This is a genomic window from Niallia oryzisoli (assembly GCF_043641075.1).
In the GTDB taxonomy this organism is placed as follows: domain Bacteria; phylum Bacillota; class Bacilli; order Bacillales; family Cytobacillaceae; genus Bacillus_BD; species Bacillus_BD oryzisoli_A.
Genome location: NZ_JBHZRC010000002.1, coordinates 325048 through 346878 on the forward strand (window position 1 = coordinate 325048; position 21831 = coordinate 346878).

Below are 21831 nucleotides of genomic sequence, written 5' to 3' on the forward strand. Positions count from 1 at the left end.
ATTTTTAGCGAGGAATTAGGCTGATCATCTTCCACAAACGCCCGATTACTGAAGATTGAAAAAATGAATAAGAGTTTCAACAATTGCTCTTTCTATCCGCTAATGTTGCCAGTTAGCGAAAGAAAGAGCTGAATGTACGGTGACTCAACCCTCAAGATCGTAGGCGATAGGATGGCGTGGCTGGTAAATTGAGAGATCAGCGCCACTTGGAAGCTTGATGGAGATGAGACGACCCCAACCCTGCTCGCTGATTGGCTTCGAGATCGTGATTCCCTTAGCAGTTAATTCTGTGATTGTCTTCTCGATATCGTCGCACATCAAGTAAAACTCGTGTTTATCAGGGCCTTCTGTAGGATGCACGGCGATTTCAGCAGGAGGCAGTTTGAAGATTAGCCAACCCTCGCCGGCGTCAACCCCAGCCAACCCGAGTACATCGCGGATGAATACCCGGTCTGCCTCCGCGTTTGTACTGTAGAGAATAATGTGTGCTGCATTGATCATGATTCTTCTTCATTCTCCTTTCCTTCGACTGTTTCGTTTATCGATACTTTGCTCTTTTTGAGTGTGTCTAATACTTTATTTTTGATCGACCACTTTATTTTCCTTCAACATAACGGTTTCCGAGACTGAACCATCTCGAATAGTACGATTCGATTTTGTTTGAGATTTCCCCTCCAAATATTGTAATAAAACAAAGCGAACAGTGCCAGGCACTGTTCGCTTTCCTTAATTGTGGAACATCTTGTGAAACAAGAATATTCGGGTGGTACCTGGCACCTACTTAATGCTTTTGCTTCTCTTCCTTTTTTCGGTGCTTCTCTTCATTTTTTTTCAATTTATGTTCTTCTTTTCTGAATTTCTCTTCTCCTCTATTTCCGCCATTATTAGGAGAAACGATAACATTGTCGTTCTTAGGTGGTGGTGGAACCTCTGCAGAATCTATTCCTTTGATATAAAGTTCATTATTCACTGTATAAACACTATCCGGTTGTTGAAAATTTGCTGTGTCCGTTCCGAGTGCTTCCATCATTGCTTTAAACATTACCTGTGAGATTTTCGTCGTATCTCCACTCATATAGTTACCCTGTCCGTTTTGAGCGTAACCCGTCCAGACAGCCATAGTGTATTGAGGGGTATACCCTGCAAACCAGCTATCATTTGTAGCAGTGTCTGGGTATCCATATTTTGCTCGAGTCTTTTCATCAAAATTGGTTGTACCTGTTTTCCCGGCTACATCCAGTCCGGGAACATTTGCAGTTGTTCCTGTCCCAGCATCTACGACTGTGCGTAACATATCCGTTACCATATAGGCAGTGTAATCCTGCATCACACGTTTTGATTTATCCGCAAAATTAACGACTGCGCCATCCGACAAAATAACCTTTTGGACGAAATGCGGTTTATTGTATAGACCGTTGTTCCCGAAAGCACTATAGCTCCCTGCCATGTCTAAAGGACTAACGGCATTGCTACCGATCGAGTAGGATTCATGCACTTCATTATTTTTAAACGTAATGCCAAGTTGTTCTGCAAAAGTCTTAGCCTTATCCATCCCAACTTCTCTCAATGTGAGCAATGCTGGGATATTGTATGAATTTTGCAATGCCGTCCGTATTGTCAGCATTCCATGATATTGATGATCCCAGTTGGAAATGGGCTGACCCGTTGAATAAGTTGTCTCCTGGTCATTGATCAAATGAGCAGTGGACCATTTTAGGTTTTCAATCGCTGGTCCATAATCAAAAATTGGCTTAAAGGCTGAACCTGGCTGACGTTTGATATCGACGGCAAAGTTGTGACCTAAAAATTGAGCTTTATAGTCATTCCGCCCACTCCCAATTGCCCTGACTTCACCCGTTTTGGTATCCAATAAAACGAAGGCTCCCTGAAAATTCTCATCCGGATAGGCAATGATTTCACTGGTATTCATCATTTTGTCCGCATAGTCCTGTGCTTGAGGATCCAGGGTTGTATAAATCGACAATCCGTCCTTGCTAATGTCCACATCCTTTAGTTTTCCCTTTACCTCTTTCACAGCTGCATCCAAAAATGCTTCATAAGGCATACTTTGCTCTGTGTTTTTTGCTACAAGTCCCTCTGTTACAGGAACCTTTTCCGCTTCCTTCATTTGATCTTCCGTGATATATCCATCTCGAAGCATCGAGCTTAATACGATGTGACGGCGCTTCGTGGCTGCTTCTTTGTTTTCCGGTATAGTTGGATCATAATTGTTCGGACTCTGTGTTAGTCCGGCTATCATCGCCGCCTGCGCAAGCGTCATTTGTTTCAAATCATCGGACTCAATACCGTAGTAATTCTTCGCTGCTGCAGCCACTCCGTAAGAGCCGTTTCCAAGGTAGATTTTATTTAAATACATCATTAAAATGTCGTGCTTTGAATATTTTTTTTCCAACTGATACGCTAAGTCCCATTCTTGCACTTTACGTTTCAGTGTTTTCTCTGGAGACAAAATAGAATTTTTAATGACTTGCTGTGTAATCGTACTTCCACCCTGAGATCCGAAATCTCCGGTTACGTTCACGAAAATCGCCTTGGCTGTCCTTTTGAGGTCGATCCCAAAATGTTCGTAAAAATGGGAATCCTCAGTGGCAATAAAGGCCTGTTCCAACACTTTTGGCACTTGATCGTACGCCACTTTTGTCCGTTTTTCCTTGCCGTATTCATAAAGGAAGTTTCCGTCTTTATCATAAAATTTAGTAGAAAGCGGATCTATTAGCTTCGAAGATTCTAAGGTAGGTGTACCCTTAATCATGGAAGCAAACGTAATGGCTCCTGCTCCTGCTGAAACAAGACCAAGTACTAAACAGACAATGACCATTTTTTTAAACAACGATCCTTTTTTCAATATACCAATACTTCTTTGTTTCTTTTGGTTTGTTTTTTTCGCTTTATTTCGTTCCTCACGAGTTTGATATGCTTCTTCTGACATTCATATTCTCTCCCATTTAAAGATAATTCTAGTTACTATAAGTTAAAAAGCCTCAGTTGATATTATCGTTTCATGAGATTACATTTTGGGTCAGCTTTTTCATGAACCCCTATATAACGGATGGACGAACAATCGATCCAATCATCCCTATGGTCACCTTTCATAAGAAAGTATTTGCGCTGTTCAATCTTTTCTACTATTTCTTGTATTACTTGTTCCTTACTAATATCTGCCTCTTTCATTATTCTTTCTCGTTTAATATCATTCTCTAACGTATAACAAACGATAAATTCCTTCATACTAACTCCTTTATTTAAAACATTACAAAGTTGCTCAAGCTCTACCAATCTACAGTTGGATATTAATTAACTTGAGCCCATTATATAGATTCGTAACCACTCCTCACTTTATGGGGGTATATGCGGAAATATTTTTTTACAAAAATAAAAAAGAGCTGCCACAGTAGCATACCTATTCAATAAACCTACTCTATAGGTTACGTGTATTTTTCACAAACTTACATTATTTAAACAAAGTTGTAGTGTGTTAATTGGGTTGATAGTAGGTTAGTAACAGAGATAAGTTGAAATAAACGGAGATTTTTCGGTTATACTGTATATTAGAGCTCGGTTCGGGGTAGATAAGCGGAGGTTTTCCGATTAAGCTAAACAAAATGACCCACTTTTACGTTTTTCGAGTCAATAATCGGAATCCTTCCGTCTATTTGAGCTATTTTCAGTGTGAATTCCTAAATAAGAGAAATTTCTCCGCTTATCTATCAAACTCGATTTAGCGTCTAATGAACTTGTCCAGCAGCTCCTTTAATTAAACAAGAAAACATAGTAAAGACAAAAGTTTTACATGTAATCGGAACTACTGTATATTCGGTTATGAATTCCTATATGAAACCTTAAAAAGTGTAACCCATCTTTTTTCACTTGATTCACCACATTCCTCGGCAACGTAAGTGAGGCATGTATTTCAGTATGGGAAATCAAAAAAAAATCTTCCAAGGCGGAAGATTTTTCTTTTTTAATCAATAACATAGCACCCATTATTCTTGCTTTTCATTAATACATTCTCTTCGGGACAGTTGACTGTCTCCTAATCTGTATTTTTTAACAACAGTATTTCTTTTTGAGTCAAGCCAGTCAATTCCATGATTTCATCAATGGACTTACCATTGTTTAACATATTTTTGGCAACTAAATTTATGCCTTCCCCTATGCCTTCTGCTCGTCCTTCTGCTCGTCCTTCTGCTAGCCCTTTTGCTCGCCCTTCTGCTAAACCTTCTGCTAAACCTTCTTCTCGAGCGGCTTTTCGTTCGCCTCTTACTAAGGATAATTGATCCCGTAAAAATTTTAATCTTGACTCATACAGTATTTTATTTTCTTTATTACTGCTTAACGTTTCCCATTCAATTAAGGCTTCGCGAATTTCTTGTTCATTCATCGCAAATTCCTCCAATTCTGGAATCATTTCTTGATTAACGGTTTTATTTTCATGATTGGCTGCCGTCAACATCATTAGCCATGGGTATTCCGAAGATCGATTTTGTTTCATTTCTCGTTTGTATTTTTTCCATTTTAACATAAATTGTGAAAGATCAAGAACATGAAATTCTAAATGTTGGCACCAGTGAAAGTGTTCTTGAACTTCCATTAGCTTGAATTCATTATGAAAGCTGTCTGTTTCTTGAGGGAATAGAGGGTAATTTAAGATGGAAATCATGATTGTTGGGACTAATTTAGAATATTCATCACCAGACCCGATCGAAGAAGAGTATAGTTTAGACCAATAGTAAAGAACTCGTTCTGGAAAATCAGGTGCTTTCGTATTTGAATTTCCACATTAATTCTTTCACCATTTGATATAGACACAAGTACATCCAGTTTACTCGTGCCGTCATATTCTTCTTTTATTCGTTCTGTGTTTTAGTAATGCACATCAATGATCATCTCATCTTTCCGTTTGAGTATGTTGTTTAAGAATGCGATTGTAATTGACTTTCTGCGAGGGTCTCCAAAAAACTACTTAAACATGAAATCCATTTTTAAGTCGAGGTATTCTTTTGTCATATTGGGGATTCCTTTCGAGGTTTTTAGTAAAGAAAGGAGAATCAAGATTAAATGCTATGAAGGTACAAGTACATTATATCATTTTGTTTAAAAATTGATTTATAACTACCTACTATTCACAGAATGTTTATAATTAAACAAAAAGGGCAGGGTATCCTACTATATTTCATGCAGGAAATTCAAGATTTTTTGCTGACTAGTTCTCTATTCTAGAATTTTTATTGATTGACTAGCATTTACTATCATAGTCTGACTTTTTACAGTTTCCAAACATGAAAAACCCCCTAAATGGTAAAATGGGACCATAGGGGGTTTTTGTGAGAAAACGATTCGGGACCATTGAAAACAGTGGATTTTTCAGTGACCTCGAACGGTTCCCTTATTCCTTATTCCTTATTTCGCAAAGACATGGTTTCCAATTGTTTGTACGACTTCACGGCTGCGAATCCAAGTATCTGTTGCAATCTCTGGGTTATAGAAGTAAATAGAGTCCTGTAAACGATCGTTTCTTGTTAATGCTTCTTCCACTGCTCGAACGGACTCCTCTGACGCAGGTTTGTTAATTGCACCGTTTTGGACTGGAGAAAAGGCATAGGCATCTCCGACTACTTGATTAATGACATTTGTCACTGTATCTGGAAACTCGGGTGACTCCACTCGATTTAAGACAACCGTCGCAACGGCTACTTTTCCTTCATAGGATTCACCTTTTGCTTCTGCCTCTACTAATCTAGCAAAATAGTCCTTTTCTTCATTAGAAAGAGAAATGGCCGGTTCCACTGTTTCCTCTTCTGTTACTTCTTCTATTGGCTCAATCGGCTGATCAGCTTTATTCTGCATAAGTGTTGACAATGGTACGCCGGCTGGCTGTGGTTCTGGTTTTTGCATAATTTCGTCTAGAACAATCAGATCAGTAGAAGGATCATTTTCAGTTTTCACACCATCCTGTTGACCTAATTCTAAAAGAGTGTCTGCATTGACAATATTTTCTTCGGCCGCAACCGTCGTATTATTTATCCCTATAATTGCAAATACAGCTGTACAAGCTGTAATGAATGTTTTCATGTAAGTGTTCTTCATGCGTGTACAACCTCCTAGTAAACTCGTATGCTATAACCCTAACATGAGCTTGTACACATGTGACAGAACGAGAAGGTTACATTTCTTTAGGCTTTCATGAACAACATTACAGCTGAGGTAAGTTTATGACATATTCCCTATGCTAATGTTACAATAGGACCATTTTTATATAATGGAGGAATATTTTGTCGTTTATTTTTCCTGATTATTCCTACCTACTTTTAAATCAAGATTTTTTAAAAATCACCACCGGCCAGTTAAGCTTGGGCAGAAAATAAAACGCCAGTAAATCATGGATTTAGATCAATGCTAAGTACTTTATTCATTCGGATAGAGATTCTGATAGGTTTCGACTGAATGTTTAATTAAATCCTTTAACACATTGATATCGATATCAGCTAATTTATTTACATAAATACAAGCCTTACCCTTTGTGTGTTTACCAAAGCTTTCTAATAATTCTTCTCTTTCCTTACTTTCATAGGCCAAATAAAGACTAATTTTCGCCTTTCTTGGTGAAAAACCCGCTAAAGGCGCATCCCCTTCATGTCCTGATGCATACTTATAGTGATAGCTACCAAAGCCTATAATACTAGGACCCCACATTTTTGCCTTGTAACCAGTTACCTCTTCAAAAATTTCTAATAACTGATAGGCATCTGCCTTCTTCTTCTCATTTTCCACACATTCAATAAACTCAATTACACTATTGTCAGTTTCTTTCGTCTTCGGTTCATACATAGATTTCCTCTCTCCTATTCACTCATTCATTATTTGTTTACATTATGGTCAGCAATTTTACATTCTAGAATACAAATCCAAATTCCTTCACCCCATACTCCCATCTTGAAGTACGGCACACCATAAGAACGTGAATAGTAGCCAATACACACAGCAATATCCAGTTTATTTTAAGGTGTTGTTCAATTAGATTGCCCTAAAATGCAAAATACGCAATAATTCGTATGATAGATAAGCGGAGAAATTTCTCTTATTTAGGAATTTACACTGAAAATAGCTCAAATAGACGGAAGGATTCCGACTATTGACATAAAAAAGGTATAAATGGGTCATTTTGCGTTGCTTAATCGGAAATCCTCCGTTTATATTCCCCAAACAGTGCCTTATTTTGCAGTCTAACCGGAAAATCTCCGTTTATTTTAATTATCGCTGGTTACCTACTTACAGTAAAACAACACAGCAGATTGGAAACGAATTAACATAGTAATCCCAATCCCACTCAGATAAAACCCTGCTCATAAATAAAATTGCTTCCAACTAACCCTTTATCGCTTTATCAACACGGATAATTCACCCTCAAAAACTTTTTCTTCCTTCTCATTGAATGTAGATAACAAGACAGTAAGGATCCCCGTATTATGTTTTGTTGCTTTCTTATCAAGAACCTCAACAATGATATGTAATTCATCCTCAGGATACACTGGCTTCATGAACTTAAGATTATTCATTCGTGTTCCAGCAATAATATCCTCGCCATATTTCCCTTCTTCAACCCACAGCTTAAATGAAATAGCTAACGTATGTATTCCAGAAGCAATGATTCCATTAAATCTTCCCTGATTAGCTTTTTCCTCATCTACATGCATATATTGAGGGTCAAATTCACCTGCAAACCTCATAATATTCTCTTTTGTTAATTTGTATGATTTCGTTGCGAACACCTGTCCAATTGTAAATTCATCAAACTTCATAAATACACCTCTATTTATTCGTTAATCACTACTTATTCTAAGTTTAACATCTGTAATTACTAGTTGGTAAAATTCTCTTATCATTTTCTGACAGAAAAATATAGAGAATGACTCGAAAAAGCATCCATACCCCTTTTAGAATCAACCTCTGAGTAAAACTACTTCAACTGGGCAGTATATGTTTGAGATGGTTTACTTTCCTAATTACCAAATTCCTATTAATAACAAGGAAGTGACTAAATGAATCAGGATAACGAACGCAATAACTTTGATGGAAATGCAGAAGAAAGTGGCAATATTCAAGCCGATAATGTTAATCAAGAAACCGATGATTATGGTGAAACAGCTGGAGCTTTAACTGATGCCGTCACGGGTGCTATGATTGGTTCTCAATATGGACTATTTGGTACGGTTATTGGCGGTCTTTCAGGCGCTGTTATTGGTAGTCAGATGGTAGATGGTGATGAAGGAGAAAACGATACAGCTTCCAACAATGGTGATGTGAGAGATAATAGTAACTCTATGGAATAAACTTTTCTATTGGTGCATTAGGGTTACCTAATGCCCGTTTTTTTGTAAAAAGGGCCAAGTCATAATTGATATGATTACCTAACTGCTGTTTGTCTCCCTATTCCAATTTCCTTTGTGAACACTTTTTAACATTTCCATAGTATCTAGTGTTTCTATATTATTAATAAAGTATGATTAGGATGTTCAATCTTACATTTTGGGAGGTAACAATAATGGAACCATCTAGAGATGAAAAAGCTATGCGATTACATGATATGCTTCAAGAAGCATTGAAACCAATGATCGATCAATTAGCAAAATTGGAACAAGAGATAAAAGCACTTCAAGAAGGCCAAGAAGAACTAAGAAAAATGGTAGCAGAAAAGAAAAATACATAATCCATTTTTAACTACCGTTTATTATATTTTTTGCTTGTCAAATACAAATATACCTTTTTAAAATTGGGCGATAGTTTTCGCATCAAAAAGGCAGTGTAGTTATCACACTGCCTTTTATGACTGATTAATGGTTATATATCACAACCAATTCCATCTCCATCACTGATTAACTAATATCCATAGAAGGCATCTTTTTTAATATTTCGTTTTGAAATATTATTATTTAGTAGATACGTAGAAATAGAATCTACCATTGACTTCGATCCTGCAATAAAGTAGTTGCCATCATTATTATTCAAGTTTGCAAACTTATCTATCTCTTGATGTAAGTTTTCCCTTGTATCGAGGTAAGTGACACTGATTGAAGTTTTGTTAGCAACTTCATCAAATTCATTTTTAAATAGATATGACTTTTTGCTATCTATATAAAGAAGTTTTATTTGTTTCTCTACTCCATTCCACTCTGCCTCTACTTGTTTTACCATTGAACGAAAAGGTGTTATTCCGATTCAGCCTGTTATTAAAAGTGAAGGATGGTTATCTTTTAAATAAAAACTACCTACTGGCCCACTCATTTTAACCTTCATACCCTGTTTTAACTCCAACATTGCTTTCTTAAAATCGCTTGGGTTATCACCAATACGCATTGTTAGTCTAACAACATTCTCAGCAGGTGCAGAGGACAAAGTAAATGGTTTTGTAGGATTTTTTATTTTCTTATGGGTAATGCTAAACAAACCATATTGCCCTGCTTTCCAAGTTAAATCGTTCTCTTTTTTAAAAAGAAAGGAATAAACACCATCTGACTCTTTGTAGCTTTCTATAAATAATAACTCTCTCTTTTTAAATATGGATAATGTATCTTGAAAAAAACTCATTCCTTTTTCCCCTTTATTGAAAAATTTCAAAAGAATAAAACAGATCACTTATTGGCAACTGTGGCCATTTGTGATCTGTTTGATGATGTCATTTATAAACAATCCATTTAGTAAGTAGGAGGATTCTTTCTTTATTTTCTAACAACAGGGATCCACATTTCACCATATACGGAGCCGTCTTGCTGTCCCATCACAACCGCTGCATTTGGAGCACCCACATAGGATACATCCGTTACTTCCATCAGGACTTCACCAAAAGCAATACCCGTCAGTTTGTTACTCAACTCTTCATCAGTATTCGCTTCCCCTTTCACAACGATGTATTCCCCTTTAGGAAATTGAATCAGTCTAGATGCTTCTGGCAAGGACTCCTCCGTCATAACACCAACGTAATGCATCATCTTATTATTTACTGCTTCGTTTACGACAAAAATGTAGTCATTTGATGCAACCTTTTTTAGTTTATCAAGCCTTCCATCTTGATTAACAGCTTGCCAAAAGTCTGCCTTTTCCTTATTAATACCAACAAAGTCTGTGTAATCACTCGTAAGTTCTGTTCCAATGCCTAAAACAGTAAAGCTGTCCTTTTCTTCTAACGTATAATTTGCCACTTTAAAATTCCTCCTTTTATATGAAACAAAAGATTTGTTTTTTTACTTGCTGGATTTATAATAGCATTAAATCATGTCAAAAAATGATACTGTTTAGGAGGTTCCCATGAAAAAAGTTGAACGGATTAATACCATCATGCGGTATATCAACAATCGCTCCTACTTTACAATTTCTGAAATCATGCGGGAATTTAACATCTCTCGTTCAACTGCTATTAGGGATATCAGAGAAATTGAAGCGATGCCTCTTGAAGCTGAAGTTGGAAGAGATGGGGGCTATTCTGTCATGAACAACTCTGTCCTGCCTTCAATTAACTTTACCGATAATGAAGTGAAAGCACTTTTTATTGCCTTTATGGCCTCAAGAAATCAACAACTTCCCTATTTAAAAAGTCGACAGTCTTTAGCTGAGAAATTACTAGGCCTCATCCCAGAAAACCACCAAGAGACTCTAGTTTTATTAAATCAAATCTTGCTTTTCGAGGGTACTAATCCAAAGAATCCTGATTTACTTGATCTGTCAGATCTCCCTCATCCTATGTTAGAAAAGCTTATCCAACTCATTCTTTTGGATAGCCATTTATTAATAACCATCAAAGAAGGAGAGATGATAAAATCTTATCCAATTTATCTCTTGCACCTTTATCGTGAAAAAAGCCTATGGCAAATTGAAGGATTTGACTTAAAAGAAGAAAAGAGGAGGTTTATTCCTGTCGACAACCTCACAGATGTAAAACTATATCCCACGAAAAAAAGAGTAGATAGGAAAAAGGTTTTAGAAAAACTAAGTAAGCAAGAAGAAGCATTCAATCTTGTCATCGAATTTGGTCCAAAGGCAATTGCCCAGTTTAAAAAATACCATCCTTTTAAATATACAATTTCCTATACCAATCCGTACCAAGCTACAGGCATCCTCAAGACTTTTGTCAATAGTAATATGCCCGAAGAATTGACTGATATAACAAATTGGCTTCTCTTCTTAGGTGATGATATCAAGTTTAGGGAAGTGCCAGAGGAAGTCTTAGAATGTATACGAGAGAGATTATGCTTATACTGCCAATAAGCAGTGGCTAGTTAAATCTGAAGGTTAAAATGCTTCAGCCAGAAAACTAGTTAAAAACAAATACCCTGTAGCAAAATACACGAAATCGTGCAGGATAAACCGTTACTTTACTCATTTTCATTCTCTAATTCCACATCAAAGACAGCGTTTTTAATCACACTGTCTTTTTTAACATATTCAATCGTAACTGTATAAAATTCAGTATTTGGAGTAGCTTTTACTCAAAATGGCTATTTATCACAACCAATTCCATCTCCATCACGGTCGAGATGTTTACCGTAACCTGGTTCCCCCATTCGAATGGGTGCAGCGCCAGCAGCACGTGCTGCATCACAATTTTTATAATATACATTAGCCGGTTGTTCTTGCTCTTCTGCTAAACGGGCCGTCTCTTCTTGTTTACGTTGTTCTTCTGCTACACGAGCGGCCTCTTCTTGCTTGCGCTGTTCTTCTGCTAAGCGATCCGCTTCTTCCTGTCTGCGCTGTTCTTCTGCTAAGCGATCCGCCTCTTCTTGTTTACGTTGTTCCTCTGCTAAGCGATCCGCTTCCTCCTGTTTTTGTTTTTCTTCTGCTGCTTGCTTTTCAGCTTCCTCTTGTTTTTCAGTTTCTTCTTGTTTTAACTTAGCTTCCTTTTCCTTAGCTACTTTTTGTTCTTGCTTTTTATCTACTTTCGTTACGACTTTTTCTGATGGTTCTACTAAGGCAAATGCCGAAATCCAACTAACCAGAAATCCGGCCAAGATAATAATCCATGGTTTTGGGAAGGCTGCTTTCCCTTTTGATTTTTTTATCTGCTGATATACTCCAAAAATCAAAATAATAATTCCGATCCAAGCTACAGGTGTTATGATTGCAGCCATTAAACATATTAAAATCAATAATATCAATAGAATCAATATCAATCTGGACACCTCACAAAATGAAATATTTTTTTCTGTATGAAACTTTTTTAAAGTTCCCGTTCTTTTACTAATTAACTGTTCTAGGTTTATTATCTGCCTACTTCAAAGGTAATATTATTTTTATTGCGAACTGTTCTCTAAAGTTGAAGAAGGATTCCCCCATTATTAAGAGAAATTAATAATGATATTTGTACAATGGCAAGGAAATGGGGAATTCTTTTGTTGTTACTGATTATGGCGGTTTTATTTTTTCTAGGGATTACTACTATTTCCTATCAACTGGAGGTTTTTTCCTTCTTTGTGTTTATGGGATTAGGGATTTTATTACTTGCCAATAAAGAAAAACGATTCGTTATATCACTTCTGTTATCGTTTCTAATCGGTTTTGTGATATTTATGGCTTCTAATGATTTCGTTGGAACGATGAATATTCCAAAGGAAATAAAAATCATTCTTAATCGCCTGTTTCTAGTTTTTATCATAATCGGAATCGTTATGAATCATCTTTTCTTTCATAGAAAGGTTTCTTGGTACAACAAAAAACCTGACTGGAAAAATCCTATCGTCTTACCATTTCATAAAGTGAATACATTTTGGTTTTGGATGATTGGAATCATGATAAATGTCATGATATACATGTCTTTCATTGTTCAAAAGGATATCGAGTATATTCAAACTCTATTAGTGTTTTGTTTAATCTTTTCACTTGTGAATGCCGTTTTTGAGGAGGTTATTTGGAGAGGGATATTGCTTTCGACTCTTAAGGAACACACCTCTACAGGGTATGCGGTTCTTGTGACTAGTGTTGGTTTTGGGCTTCTCCATCTTTCCATTGGTTTTTCTCTTGCTCTCAGTCTGTTTATTTCAATTGCAGGGGTCATTTACGCAATCATCACACTGAAAACAAACAGCATCTATCCTAGTATTGTTTTTCATATCGTCATTAATATTGGCATGGTATATAGCGGATTTATCATCTAACAAAGAATTTTGTGATGGTAATATAGGTTTTTAACGGAACTTCATAATGCAAGGCATATCCTTTAAGAAACCTTATATGCTTTATCGTGTTCAAATTTGCTTTTTTTACAGGATTTCATTTTCATTTTCAAATGTTTCAATCCTATTATTAATATTAAATAAGAGCGCATAAGGTTTCACTATCGTAGAATCTCCTTTATAATGCGCACTAGATGATTTTTTAAAGGAACATCTACTTCTACCATAAGGAGGAGATCGATGATGAAAAAAGTGATGTTTACCTTAATAACCGGTCTAATGGTCGTTGTTTTAGCAGCTTGCGGAGGAAAGGAAGAAAGTACAGAAGCTAAAAATGATGATAAAGCAAAAACAGCGGAAACCGAACAGCAAAAGCAAATGGAAGAAATGCAGAAGAAATTAGAAGCACAGCAGGTAGATGAAAAGAAAACGGTAGCCATTGTGAATGATAAAAAAATTCTAGGAAGCGACTATAATAGCGCTTTAGCCTCGACACAAGGGCAAATGCAGCAAATGGGACTAGATCCGACAGCTAAAGATCACGCAGAAAATGTAAAAAAGCAAACCATTGACAGCATAGTTGGAAATACTCTTCTTCTTCAAGAGGCTGATAAAAAAAACTATAAGGTTTCAGAGGCAGATGTTACTAAGCAGCTGGACGAAATAAAAAAACAGTTTCAAACGGAAAAAGACTTCGAAGCCGCTCTTAAAAATTTGGGTATGGATAGGAAAACACTTGAAACTCAAATAGCTGATGATATGAAACTTAAACAGTACGTGAAGGAAGAAGTGCCCGCTGTTGAATTAACTGATGAAGAAATTCAAAAAACGTATAATCAATTTGTAGAACAAGGAAAGAGTACTGGACAAGAGGTTCCAAAGCTTGAAGAAGTAAAACCGCAAATCGAACAATCTCTGCAACAGCAAAAACAGCAAGAAAAACTCGCTCAGCAGGTTGAAGAGCTAAAGAAACATGCAAAGATTGATATCAAGATCTAATAGGTTACACACATCATGAACACGAAAAAGAAGTTGAATCTCTACTAAATGTAGTGTTCAGCTTCTTTTTTATTATATTTTACACCTTCCTATTTAAGGGGTTTGTATTTTCAAATTTTGCAACTTGGCTGTTGCCTGGCTCCCCCGCCATAGTAGTAGACCGAATTAGGTAAGATTTATTATAATGCAAAAGCTAATATTATACATGTTAAAAAGGACCTTTTATAACGTTGAGTGACTCGCAATAGTACGCTTTTACGTGATTTTCTAGTAAAGATGAGTTTATAAATTCTGGGGATAGATAAATCCAAGTGTAGAAAAATGGTGGGTTACAAGATCAATGGATTACCAACCAAATCTCGTTGACTACATGGCAGAAAAAAATATGAGGATTCTGAACTGGTTAAGCATTTATCAAAATGTAAATCCTTTGTCATTCTAATTAACTAACCTTACTAGTTAGCTTTTGGTATTCAACAATGTAATAGTCAAGTTCCTGACTTGCATGAATGGTTCGCTTATGATGAAAACCATATGTTAAACCTAGACGAATTAACTCTTCTCTCAAGCATTCAATATATGTTAAAAGTTCATTAGGTTCTAATAAGGAAGAAGGATGCTTTTTCACGGATATACCTCTTTTACAAAAAAATACAAAAATTTTAAAACACAAAGAATATTGTACCAATTTGGAGGTGGATTTGGAATAGGTTATTTGTGAATAAATAGTTAAATATGCTAAAAGCTCCTTTTACCAATTCGCTTATCATCAAGTGAAAATCAAACAAATTGTAAAAACCGAATTTATTCATGGAATGACTAAACTACTTATTTTGACCAATATCTTCAAGCATTTAGTATGAACTCTTTGGACCGTGTGAAACTATTTCGTTTGGCGTGGGATCTGACAATGAGTTCCTTTGGTACAAGGCAAATCCAGTATGAAAGATACTTTTTTGGTGATCCTATTCGATTAACCAGTAAACTATACAAAAACTATCAAAAGGATCATCATGTTGAAGAAATTATCCAATTTTTAAATTTAAAAAAGTAAGAGCGTCTGAAGAAATTGTCATTATATGCAGTATCCTTCCGCAATAAATCAAAAACGTTCTCCATACCCAACATGAAACAGACATGTCTGCTAATGCAGAAACACGCCTGTTTAACAGAAATTTCTGTTCCTTTTTATTTTAACGGCAAGTTTTAATAATGGTAGTGATGGTACGGATGGTGATGGTGATGATAGTACGGATAGTGATGATGGTAGTATGGGTAGTGATGATGATGATAGTCCGGGTAGTGTGGGTGCGGATAGCCTGGTGCTCCAAATCCAAGTCCTGGTGCAACACCAAAACCTGATCCTGGTCCACCTAAACCAACCCTCTCATAATAGGCATTCATCATATAAGCATTCCTCCTCCTTATTTAATTTACATTAAGCATATGCATATTTGGGATAAATTCCTGGGTATTCGTCCTGATGCTAAACTATTATCTGACAAATGCGGATAGGGAAATTTTTTAAGCTAACTTAGGGCTCCTAGGCATACATCCAATCCACGCTTTGACGTGAGCATAAACTGGTTATATGTCTAATTTCAATAAGGAGTGAACTCGAGTTATGGTAAATATGCGACAAATGCCACTCTCTTCCCTGAGTTCCTGGGGTCTTGAAAATTGTATCTTTCGTTTCACATATTTGTGGCTTAGAAACGGCGATAATTTCTGGTTTTATTTGACGACTGTTGGGCATCACAGAGCATATGGCTATAGGTTTTTCGGCGGAAGATGGAATCAATATTCAGTTGCTTTAAGAGATATTGTTAACTTCCATTGTTCTCCTCCAACACCAACTCTATATTAAACACTGTGTCAGACCTTCGTAATCGTATCGTCTAATCTTACTTTAGAAGGTTCTGGACTTCACATTAACGATTTGAGCTTTACATTAGGACTTTTTTTGGAACCATCCTGATTTTCGTTTTACATTCGGATGGTTTTGATTACCTTTAAGCCAAAACACATCTTTTTCACTGCCATTTGCTATACCCTTTTCATTTATGGCTTCCAATTATTCATAACTCATAAAAAAATCCAGTAAATCTGGATTTTTTTTCTTACCGAAGGCTTTTATAGCAAAAATAAAAAGGAGCTAATCAAAGCTCCTCTTTTAAATACCTTACTGTTATTTTACATCCGTAACTAGATCTACTACCATCATCTAATTTATTACCGCCATATATATCAGCCGTAATATTCTCTCTGTGATGCGCGCTTTCAAGCTCTAAAAACTCACTTACTTTATTAGCTGGTACATTACCTACTACCTGATTATTTAGTTTCACGTATACAGCTGGCTTTCCCTCATACTCATAAGTCTCAAAGTTTACAGACTCCATAACCTCATCTCCCCACTTTAAGGCTCTAAGGATTGCCTGTCTAGTTTTACGTCCATTTTTAAAAGTAACTCCAGCCACCGTAAAAGTTAAAAATATGTATTTAGAAGCAGCAACCTCCTCTACTTTATCAAAAACCTCAACAGGAACAGAGCAGCTGCTTATAGTTCTTATTAGTAGAATAAGCTAGAAATACTAACAGGCCTCCTACTATTAAAAACACTGGCTTGAACTACTCACCGCCTAACACTCTTACGAGTTGTTTGAGGCGGGAGATTCCTAAGAACACCGGTGTATCCACCAGTTATTGATTAGGCTATCCCCGCAGTCCCTACGGTTAGAAGTCTTATTGCTTCATTTTTAAGATTGATTGCTGCGTTAATATCCCGATTATGTTGAGTATGACATTTAGGGCATTCCCATTCACGTAAACCGAGATTTTTAACGACTTTATTCTGATAACCACAACATGAGCAAAGTTGACTGGAAGGGAAATTTTTCGCTACTGTCACAACTTGTTTTCCATACCATTTTGCTTTGTACTCCATCATGGTTTTGAATTTTGACCATGATACTTCACTGATGGCTTTCGCAAAATGATGATTTTTAAGCATATTCGATACTGACAAATCTTCCATCCCAATGATGTCGTGGTTTTTGACAATCTTGGTAGAAATCTTGTGTAAGTAATCATTTCTTACGTTCGTCATTTTTTCATAGAGACGGGCCACTTTCATTTTTGCTTTATACCAGTTCGTACCTCCAGCGCTTCTTCTACTCATGATTCTTTGTGCTTTTGCTAATTTTTCTTCTAATGTACGGAAGAATTTAGGGTTCGAGTAGGTAGTTCCATCTGAAAGAGTAGCAAAGTCTTTTAAACCTACATCTACACCAATACTAGATTGTGTTTTAGGTAGTTCTGATACTTCTGCTTCTGCGCCTATAGAGACGAAGTATTTTCCTGATGGGTTACGTCTTATCGTAGCATTTAATATTCTGCCTTCTACCACACGACTTTTCGCAAAACGAACTAAGCCAAGTTTAGGAAGTTTAATATAATTGTCTATTACCGCAATATTTCCGTTCGTATGTTTTGTTGTATAGGATTGTACAGGATTTTTTTTCGACTTAAAACGTGGATAATTGTTTTGTTTTTTGTAGTAACGATCATAAGAATCAGCTAAGTTTTCAACGGATTTTTGCAAGGCAATACTATCCACTTCTTTTAAAAAAGAATACTGCTCTTTTAATTCTCTAACAGACTTAACGGTTTCGTATTTCTTGAGATATCCACCTTTCCAGGTATTCGCTTGAAGCTGACCGTTTTGAACCATCTCTTCGACAATATACCAGTAGGCCTCTTTGTCTTTCTGTTTTTCTAAAAAGAAGTTAAACACGAATCTTGAACAGCCAATCGTTTTATTAATCAGTTCAATTTGTTTCTTGTTTGGATAGATACGAAACTTATAAGCCTTGTTGACTAGCATCGTACTATACCTCCATCATCGAACATTTGTTCTAATTATATCATATGAGGAACATTTTGGCTATCGCCAACCGACATTCTTCTTCCACCTTTTCACTGGGCTACTTCCTTCTCGTTCCTTGAGGTGAGAGTCTTCCGTCGGAAAAAGATAAAAAAGCCAAAAAATATAAAGATAATACCAGTTACCAAAAATGTAACTCTGTTAATTTTCATATTCTGTACTTTTTTATCCATAACTACCCACCAATGTGAAAGATAAAAAACCTATAGTTTTTCCATGATTTTTTCTAAAGGAATGACCACGCCTTTTTCATCCTTAAACATGATATGTTTTGGTTCAAAATGAACTGGAGAATCCAAACCAGCAGCTGCTGCTGCACGAAAAAGTCCCTTTCTAAGAGTAATAAGATAGTTGGCAACACGGTGTTTCTTTTCGTCAATGACGAGTGCATCCTGTAATTCAGGGTCAGTTGTTGCCACGCCCACAGGACAGCCATTGGAATGACATTGTAATGTCTGAATGCATCCCACTGTAATCATAAAAGCACGTGCGATATTGACAAGATCGGCCCCCATCGCCAAAGCGACCGCAATCCTGTCAGGAGTAAACAGCTTCCCAGAAGCAATAATTTTCACGCGATCACGAACGCCGTATTTCTGAAGGGTGTTATGAACGATTGGAAGAGCTGATTTGATTGGCAGGCCAACACTATCTATCAGTTCTTGATAGGAAGCACCCGTTCCTCCTTCACCGCCATCCACTGTGATAAAGTCAGGACCTTTTCCTGTCTCTTTCATGTATTTGGCGAGATCTTCCACACTATCTGTGCCTCCGACAACAATTTTCATTCCGACTGGGATTCCCGTATGATTACGGATTTCTTCCATAAATTCAACCATTGATGGTACATCACCAAACTGAACAAAACGGTTAGGACTGTCAATCGATTTATATGGTTCCACTTTACGAATCTCCGCAATTTCAGGATTAACCTTCTCGGCATCAATATGCCCCCCGCGTGTTTTAGCGCCTTGGGCCAATTTGATTTCAAAGGCTTTTACTTGAGGAATTTCGCTTTTCTTTTTTAACTCATCCCAGTCTATGTTTCCATTTTTATCACGCACGCCGAACATGGCTGGTCCAATTTGCATAATGATGTCTGCTTCACCTTTTAAATGGTAAGGAGATAACCCTCCCTCTCCTGTATTCATCCAAGTACCTTTCGCTATTCCAAGCCCTTCCGATAAGGCTGTGATGGCATTAGGGCCAAGTGCACCGTAACTCATCCCTGACATTCCGATTAATCCCTTAAGGACAAAAGGATATTTGGTAGTAGGACCAATCACAACAGCATCGTCATCATGTAATAGGTAGGCAGCTGATTCTTCATCCTCTAACTTTTCCTTTCTTTGAGTAAAAAGCGGATCATTCAGCAACAGATATCTTTTGGTTAAAACCTTTACAGCACGATCGAACTTTAACTCCTCGTTTAACTTCGGAAACATATCATTTCGAATGAAGAATCCTTCCTCCTCAAAATCACGTTTCGAACCAAAGCCGACAACATTCCGTTTGTATTTTGCCGATTTGACAATATGCTCATAATCGTCCCTTGAAAAGGGCTTCCCTTCGTTATCACCGTTAAACCAATATTGACGGAACTCAGGTCCGATATTTTCTAGAAAATATCGCATCCTGCCAAGCAAAGGATAATTTCGTAAGATAGAATGCCGCTTTTGATTTTTGTCAAAAACAAATAAAAAACTTAGATAAATGACGATGATGATAAAAAGCAATATGAGCAAAAACCCTCCAGCAATAATAAAAAAATCTGCGAGAATCATCAGTATCCCCCTTTTTAACTGTATATGAATCTAATTTTCATCTTGGGGGATAAATTTATACTGTGCAGTCAGATTATTTTCTTCGGAAACGCGGGGGCGGTTTTGATGCTTCATAGAAGTCTTTTATAGGTTTCTCTCCATGGAGCCTTTCATGTCAATGAAACACGAGAATGAAGTGAACCCATGTCTCGGAAAACACTTGAAACTCAAATAGCTGACGATAAAAAATGCGAAGATTGATATTAAGATATAATTGGTTACACACATCATGAACAGTTCAAGGGACAATAGACAAATCCCCCTTCAAACAAAAAAGAAGTTGAATCGCTACAAAATGTAGTGTTCATCTTCTTTTTAATTTACTGTCTTTGTATGAGGCTTAATACATTTCACAAGTAAGGATTTCCTGTGTTGTAGAAATCCTAGATACAAGTCTAAATAGAAATTAACCCTTCCTGTCTAAGCTCCACTTTTCGATAGAACAGCGCAAGCAACATGGACGGTATGGTGCAAACAATCATTCCGAGAAAGGCATAGCTTGGCTCAATTTCGTATAAATAGCCACCAAAAAAGGTGAATATGGCAGTACTCCAACTAAGTGCAAGCGCCGAATACATGCCTTGTGCTTTCGGAATCTGTGCAGGTGCAATATTTCTGACCAAATATTTCATAAAGGCATAATGCCCCATGGCAAATGAGCAAGCATGCAAGGTTTGTGCCATACTGAATACAATCACAGTAGGAAAGGAAAATACCAATAACCATCGTACAGTAGAACCAAGTGCCGCCAGTGCCAACAAGGAGCCTACTGAAAACTGCTGAAAACGCTTGTCGACAATAGAAAAGAAAATGATCTCTGCTAAAACGGCAATGTTAAGAATTAGACCAATCAAGTACTTAGGTGCATGGATCTCTTGTAAAAAGATATAGCCATAGTTGTAATAAGAGGCGTGTGCTGCTTGTAAAAGAATCACGATAACAAGCACTAACCCAAAGTGTTTTACACGGAATAAGCTCATCATTCCGAGTTTTTTATTAGGATCCATTTTCGGTTTCTCCGATAAAATAACCGGTGAATTCATAAACCCTAGAAATAGGAATATCAGTGCCCCAAGTAACATGGCCCATAGGATGACTTCATCACCCCATGCTCCTGTGAACAAGGTTAAGATTATTCCGGCCACAACAAATCCGATCGAACCAAATGAACGGCTCTTGCCGTAATCCCCTAATTGTTTATGTTGTACAAGTGTACCGGCTACACTATCTAAAGCTGGCATTAATGCTGGATAAAAGAAATGTAAAAGCAAGGTAGCCAACAGTAAGCCAATAAAAGAGATTGCCGGGATATACGTCAAAAGGCTGATGATGGTACCAATGGCCATTACATGTAGTAATGTTTTACTACTGAATTTTTCCGAGAAATAAGGAAATACAATCAATGTAGAGAGACCTCTAGCAACCAATCCAAGGCTCATAATCAAACTAGCTTGTGAAACGGTAATCCCTTTTGTATGAATCATCCATCCGGTCCAATACGGTAGAAAAATACCCCAGGTCATGAAAAAACTAAAAAACTGACTACTCATCCAACGTTGTGTGTTCATTTTTGTATCACCTCATTGTTGCATCATAACATTTAGATTTTTACAATACTATGGCATCGATGCAACAATCATGAATCCCATATCCACCTTCTGGAATCATTTCCGTCCACATATCATAGTGAAAAACATCTTAGGATAATCCCGAATTCGATACCTGGAACATTTTACTATAATCTACTTAAAATGAAAGGAGACGCGATAGTACCTATTAATAACAATAATATTGCAATACCACCAGGTTTGTTTTTTTCCTTAAAAAAAATCCTAAGAAGATATTTCCACGAATAGATGACTATCAACACACTAGCTACATG

General features: G+C 36.8%; 19 protein-coding genes and 3 pseudogenes. 6 read left to right on the forward strand and 16 right to left on the reverse strand.

Features of this window, described 5'->3' with window-relative positions:
• Window positions 1-144 precede the first annotated feature (144 nt).
• From ACHUFV_RS11110 to ACHUFV_RS11140, 7 genes and pseudogenes are all read right to left on the reverse strand, one after another.
• Window positions 145-501 carry a VOC family protein gene (locus ACHUFV_RS11110; RefSeq protein ID WP_394234043.1) on the reverse strand — a complete coding sequence of 119 codons (357 nt, stop codon included), beginning with the start codon at window positions 499-501 and terminating at the stop codon, window positions 145-147.
• A 280-nt stretch (window positions 502-781) separates the two neighbouring features.
• Entirely contained in the window at window positions 782-2950 is a 2169-nt protein-coding gene (locus ACHUFV_RS11115; protein WP_394234045.1) for a transglycosylase domain-containing protein, read from the reverse strand.
• 62 nt (window positions 2951-3012) lie between these two features.
• Window positions 3013-3249 carry a hypothetical protein gene (locus ACHUFV_RS11120; RefSeq protein ID WP_394234047.1) on the reverse strand — a complete coding sequence of 79 codons (237 nt, stop codon included), beginning with the start codon at window positions 3247-3249 and terminating at the stop codon, window positions 3013-3015.
• 805 nt (window positions 3250-4054) lie between these two features.
• Window positions 4055-5028: pseudogene (locus tag ACHUFV_RS11125) on the reverse strand (Rpn family recombination-promoting nuclease/putative transposase).
• A 393-nt stretch (window positions 5029-5421) separates the two neighbouring features.
• Window positions 5422-6108 (reverse strand): cell wall hydrolase, encoded by a 687-nt coding sequence (locus ACHUFV_RS11130; protein ID WP_394234048.1) that lies wholly within the window; start codon window positions 6106-6108, stop codon window positions 5422-5424.
• Window positions 6109-6426: 318 nt separating this feature from the next.
• Complete coding sequence (locus ACHUFV_RS11135) at window positions 6427-6849, reverse strand: DUF1801 domain-containing protein (protein ID WP_394234050.1); 423 nt, start codon at window positions 6847-6849, stop codon at window positions 6427-6429.
• 545 nt (window positions 6850-7394) lie between these two features.
• Window positions 7395-7820: a MaoC family dehydratase gene (locus ACHUFV_RS11140; protein WP_394234052.1), complete on the reverse strand. Its 426-nt coding sequence runs from the start codon at window positions 7818-7820 to the stop codon at window positions 7395-7397.
• A gap of 240 nt (window positions 7821-8060) precedes the next feature.
• Here ACHUFV_RS11140 and ACHUFV_RS11145 point away from each other — a divergent pair, with 240 nt between their 5' ends.
• Both ACHUFV_RS11145 and ACHUFV_RS11150 read left to right on the forward strand, forming a co-directional pair.
• The gene (locus ACHUFV_RS11145) at window positions 8061-8351 is read left to right on the forward strand and encodes a hypothetical protein (RefSeq protein WP_394234054.1); all 291 of its coding nucleotides are present in this window, start codon (window positions 8061-8063) and stop codon (window positions 8349-8351) included.
• 212 nt (window positions 8352-8563) lie between these two features.
• Window positions 8564-8728: a hypothetical protein gene (locus tag ACHUFV_RS11150; protein WP_394234056.1), complete on the forward strand. Its 165-nt coding sequence runs from the start codon at window positions 8564-8566 to the stop codon at window positions 8726-8728.
• Window positions 8729-8898: 170 nt separating this feature from the next.
• On the opposite strand, the pseudogene ACHUFV_RS11155 reads toward ACHUFV_RS11150, so the two are convergent.
• Both ACHUFV_RS11155 and ACHUFV_RS11160 read right to left on the reverse strand, forming a co-directional pair.
• Window positions 8899-9606, reverse strand: a pseudogene (locus ACHUFV_RS11155) (FAD-dependent oxidoreductase).
• Between the two features lie 131 nt (window positions 9607-9737).
• Window positions 9738-10217: a GyrI-like domain-containing protein gene (locus ACHUFV_RS11160; protein ID WP_394234058.1), complete on the reverse strand. Its 480-nt coding sequence runs from the start codon at window positions 10215-10217 to the stop codon at window positions 9738-9740.
• A gap of 106 nt (window positions 10218-10323) precedes the next feature.
• On the opposite strand from ACHUFV_RS11160, the gene ACHUFV_RS11165 reads away from it, so the two are divergent.
• Window positions 10324-11280 (forward strand): helix-turn-helix transcriptional regulator, encoded by a 957-nt coding sequence (locus ACHUFV_RS11165; protein WP_394234060.1) that lies wholly within the window; start codon window positions 10324-10326, stop codon window positions 11278-11280.
• Between the two features lie 230 nt (window positions 11281-11510).
• Here the strand turns inward: ACHUFV_RS11165 and ACHUFV_RS11170 are convergent, their stop codons facing one another.
• A complete protein-coding gene (locus tag ACHUFV_RS11170; RefSeq protein ID WP_394234062.1) occupies window positions 11511-12140 on the reverse strand; it encodes an excalibur calcium-binding domain-containing protein in 630 nt (209 codons plus the stop codon).
• A 237-nt stretch (window positions 12141-12377) separates the two neighbouring features.
• Between ACHUFV_RS11170 and ACHUFV_RS11175 the strand changes: the two genes are divergently transcribed.
• Both ACHUFV_RS11175 and ACHUFV_RS11180 read left to right on the forward strand, forming a co-directional pair.
• Entirely contained in the window at window positions 12378-13163 is a 786-nt protein-coding gene (locus ACHUFV_RS11175) for a CPBP family intramembrane glutamic endopeptidase (RefSeq protein WP_394234064.1), read from the forward strand.
• Window positions 13164-13424: 261 nt separating this feature from the next.
• Window positions 13425-14180, forward strand: a complete 756-nt coding sequence (locus ACHUFV_RS11180; protein WP_394234066.1) for a SurA N-terminal domain-containing protein — start codon at window positions 13425-13427, stop codon at window positions 14178-14180.
• 442 nt (window positions 14181-14622) lie between these two features.
• On the opposite strand, the gene ACHUFV_RS11185 is transcribed toward ACHUFV_RS11180, so the two are convergent.
• Entirely contained in the window at window positions 14623-14808 is a 186-nt protein-coding gene (locus tag ACHUFV_RS11185; RefSeq protein WP_394234068.1) for a Spo0E family sporulation regulatory protein-aspartic acid phosphatase, read from the reverse strand.
• A gap of 207 nt (window positions 14809-15015) precedes the next feature.
• Between ACHUFV_RS11185 and ACHUFV_RS11190 the strand changes: the two are divergent.
• A pseudogene (locus ACHUFV_RS11190) lies at window positions 15016-15234 on the forward strand (4-hydroxyphenylacetate 3-hydroxylase C-terminal domain-containing protein); the annotation flags it as partial.
• A gap of 152 nt (window positions 15235-15386) precedes the next feature.
• Here the strand turns inward: ACHUFV_RS11190 and ACHUFV_RS11195 are convergent.
• From ACHUFV_RS11195 to ACHUFV_RS11215, 5 genes are all read right to left on the reverse strand, one after another.
• On the reverse strand, window positions 15387-15587 hold the full coding sequence (locus ACHUFV_RS11195; RefSeq protein WP_394234070.1) for a hypothetical protein: 201 nt from the start codon (window positions 15585-15587) through the stop codon (window positions 15387-15389).
• Window positions 15588-16339: 752 nt separating this feature from the next.
• Window positions 16340-16660 carry a hypothetical protein gene (locus ACHUFV_RS11200; RefSeq protein ID WP_394234072.1) on the reverse strand — a complete coding sequence of 107 codons (321 nt, stop codon included), beginning with the start codon at window positions 16658-16660 and terminating at the stop codon, window positions 16340-16342.
• Between the two features lie 230 nt (window positions 16661-16890).
• Window positions 16891-18066 carry an IS200/IS605 family element RNA-guided endonuclease TnpB gene (gene tnpB, locus ACHUFV_RS11205; RefSeq protein ID WP_394234074.1) on the reverse strand — a complete coding sequence of 392 codons (1176 nt, stop codon included), beginning with the start codon at window positions 18064-18066 and terminating at the stop codon, window positions 16891-16893.
• Between the two features lie 263 nt (window positions 18067-18329).
• Window positions 18330-19910 carry an FMN-binding glutamate synthase family protein gene (locus ACHUFV_RS11210; RefSeq protein WP_394234076.1) on the reverse strand — a complete coding sequence of 527 codons (1581 nt, stop codon included), beginning with the start codon at window positions 19908-19910 and terminating at the stop codon, window positions 18330-18332.
• A gap of 434 nt (window positions 19911-20344) precedes the next feature.
• Window positions 20345-21517, reverse strand: a complete 1173-nt coding sequence (locus tag ACHUFV_RS11215) for an MFS transporter (RefSeq protein ID WP_394234078.1) — start codon at window positions 21515-21517, stop codon at window positions 20345-20347.
• Between the last annotated feature and the right edge of the window lie 314 nt (window positions 21518-21831).

What these genes read in the sequence shown, in the direction of transcription:
- ACHUFV_RS11110 (WP_394234043.1), bottom strand. Translation starts at nt 501, where the DNA reads ATGATCAATGCAGCACACATTATTCTCTACAGTACAAACGCGGAGGCA.
- ACHUFV_RS11115 (WP_394234045.1), bottom strand. Translation starts at nt 2,950, where the DNA reads ATGTCAGAAGAAGCATATCAAACTCGTGAGGAACGAAATAAAGCGAAA.
- ACHUFV_RS11120 (WP_394234047.1), bottom strand. Translation starts at nt 3,249, where the DNA reads ATGAAGGAATTTATCGTTTGTTATACGTTAGAGAATGATATTAAACGA.
- ACHUFV_RS11130 (WP_394234048.1), bottom strand. Translation starts at nt 6,108, where the DNA reads ATGAAGAACACTTACATGAAAACATTCATTACAGCTTGTACAGCTGTA.
- ACHUFV_RS11135 (WP_394234050.1), bottom strand. Translation starts at nt 6,849, where the DNA reads ATGTATGAACCGAAGACGAAAGAAACTGACAATAGTGTAATTGAGTTT.
- ACHUFV_RS11140 (WP_394234052.1), bottom strand. Translation starts at nt 7,820, where the DNA reads ATGAAGTTTGATGAATTTACAATTGGACAGGTGTTCGCAACGAAATCA.
- ACHUFV_RS11145 (WP_394234054.1), top strand. Translation starts at nt 8,061, where the DNA reads ATGAATCAGGATAACGAACGCAATAACTTTGATGGAAATGCAGAAGAA.
- ACHUFV_RS11150 (WP_394234056.1), top strand. Translation starts at nt 8,564, where the DNA reads ATGGAACCATCTAGAGATGAAAAAGCTATGCGATTACATGATATGCTT.
- ACHUFV_RS11165 (WP_394234060.1), top strand. Translation starts at nt 10,324, where the DNA reads ATGAAAAAAGTTGAACGGATTAATACCATCATGCGGTATATCAACAAT.
- ACHUFV_RS11170 (WP_394234062.1), bottom strand. Translation starts at nt 12,140, where the DNA reads ATGGCTGCAATCATAACACCTGTAGCTTGGATCGGAATTATTATTTTG.
- ACHUFV_RS11175 (WP_394234064.1), top strand. Translation starts at nt 12,378, where the DNA reads ATGGCAAGGAAATGGGGAATTCTTTTGTTGTTACTGATTATGGCGGTT.
- ACHUFV_RS11180 (WP_394234066.1), top strand. Translation starts at nt 13,425, where the DNA reads ATGAAAAAAGTGATGTTTACCTTAATAACCGGTCTAATGGTCGTTGTT.
- ACHUFV_RS11195 (WP_394234070.1), bottom strand. Translation starts at nt 15,587, where the DNA reads ATGATGAATGCCTATTATGAGAGGGTTGGTTTAGGTGGACCAGGATCA.
- tnpB (WP_394234074.1), bottom strand. Translation starts at nt 18,066, where the DNA reads ATGCTAGTCAACAAGGCTTATAAGTTTCGTATCTATCCAAACAAGAAA.
- ACHUFV_RS11210 (WP_394234076.1), bottom strand. Translation starts at nt 19,910, where the DNA reads ATGATTCTCGCAGATTTTTTTATTATTGCTGGAGGGTTTTTGCTCATA.
- ACHUFV_RS11215 (WP_394234078.1), bottom strand. Translation starts at nt 21,517, where the DNA reads ATGAACACACAACGTTGGATGAGTAGTCAGTTTTTTAGTTTTTTCATG.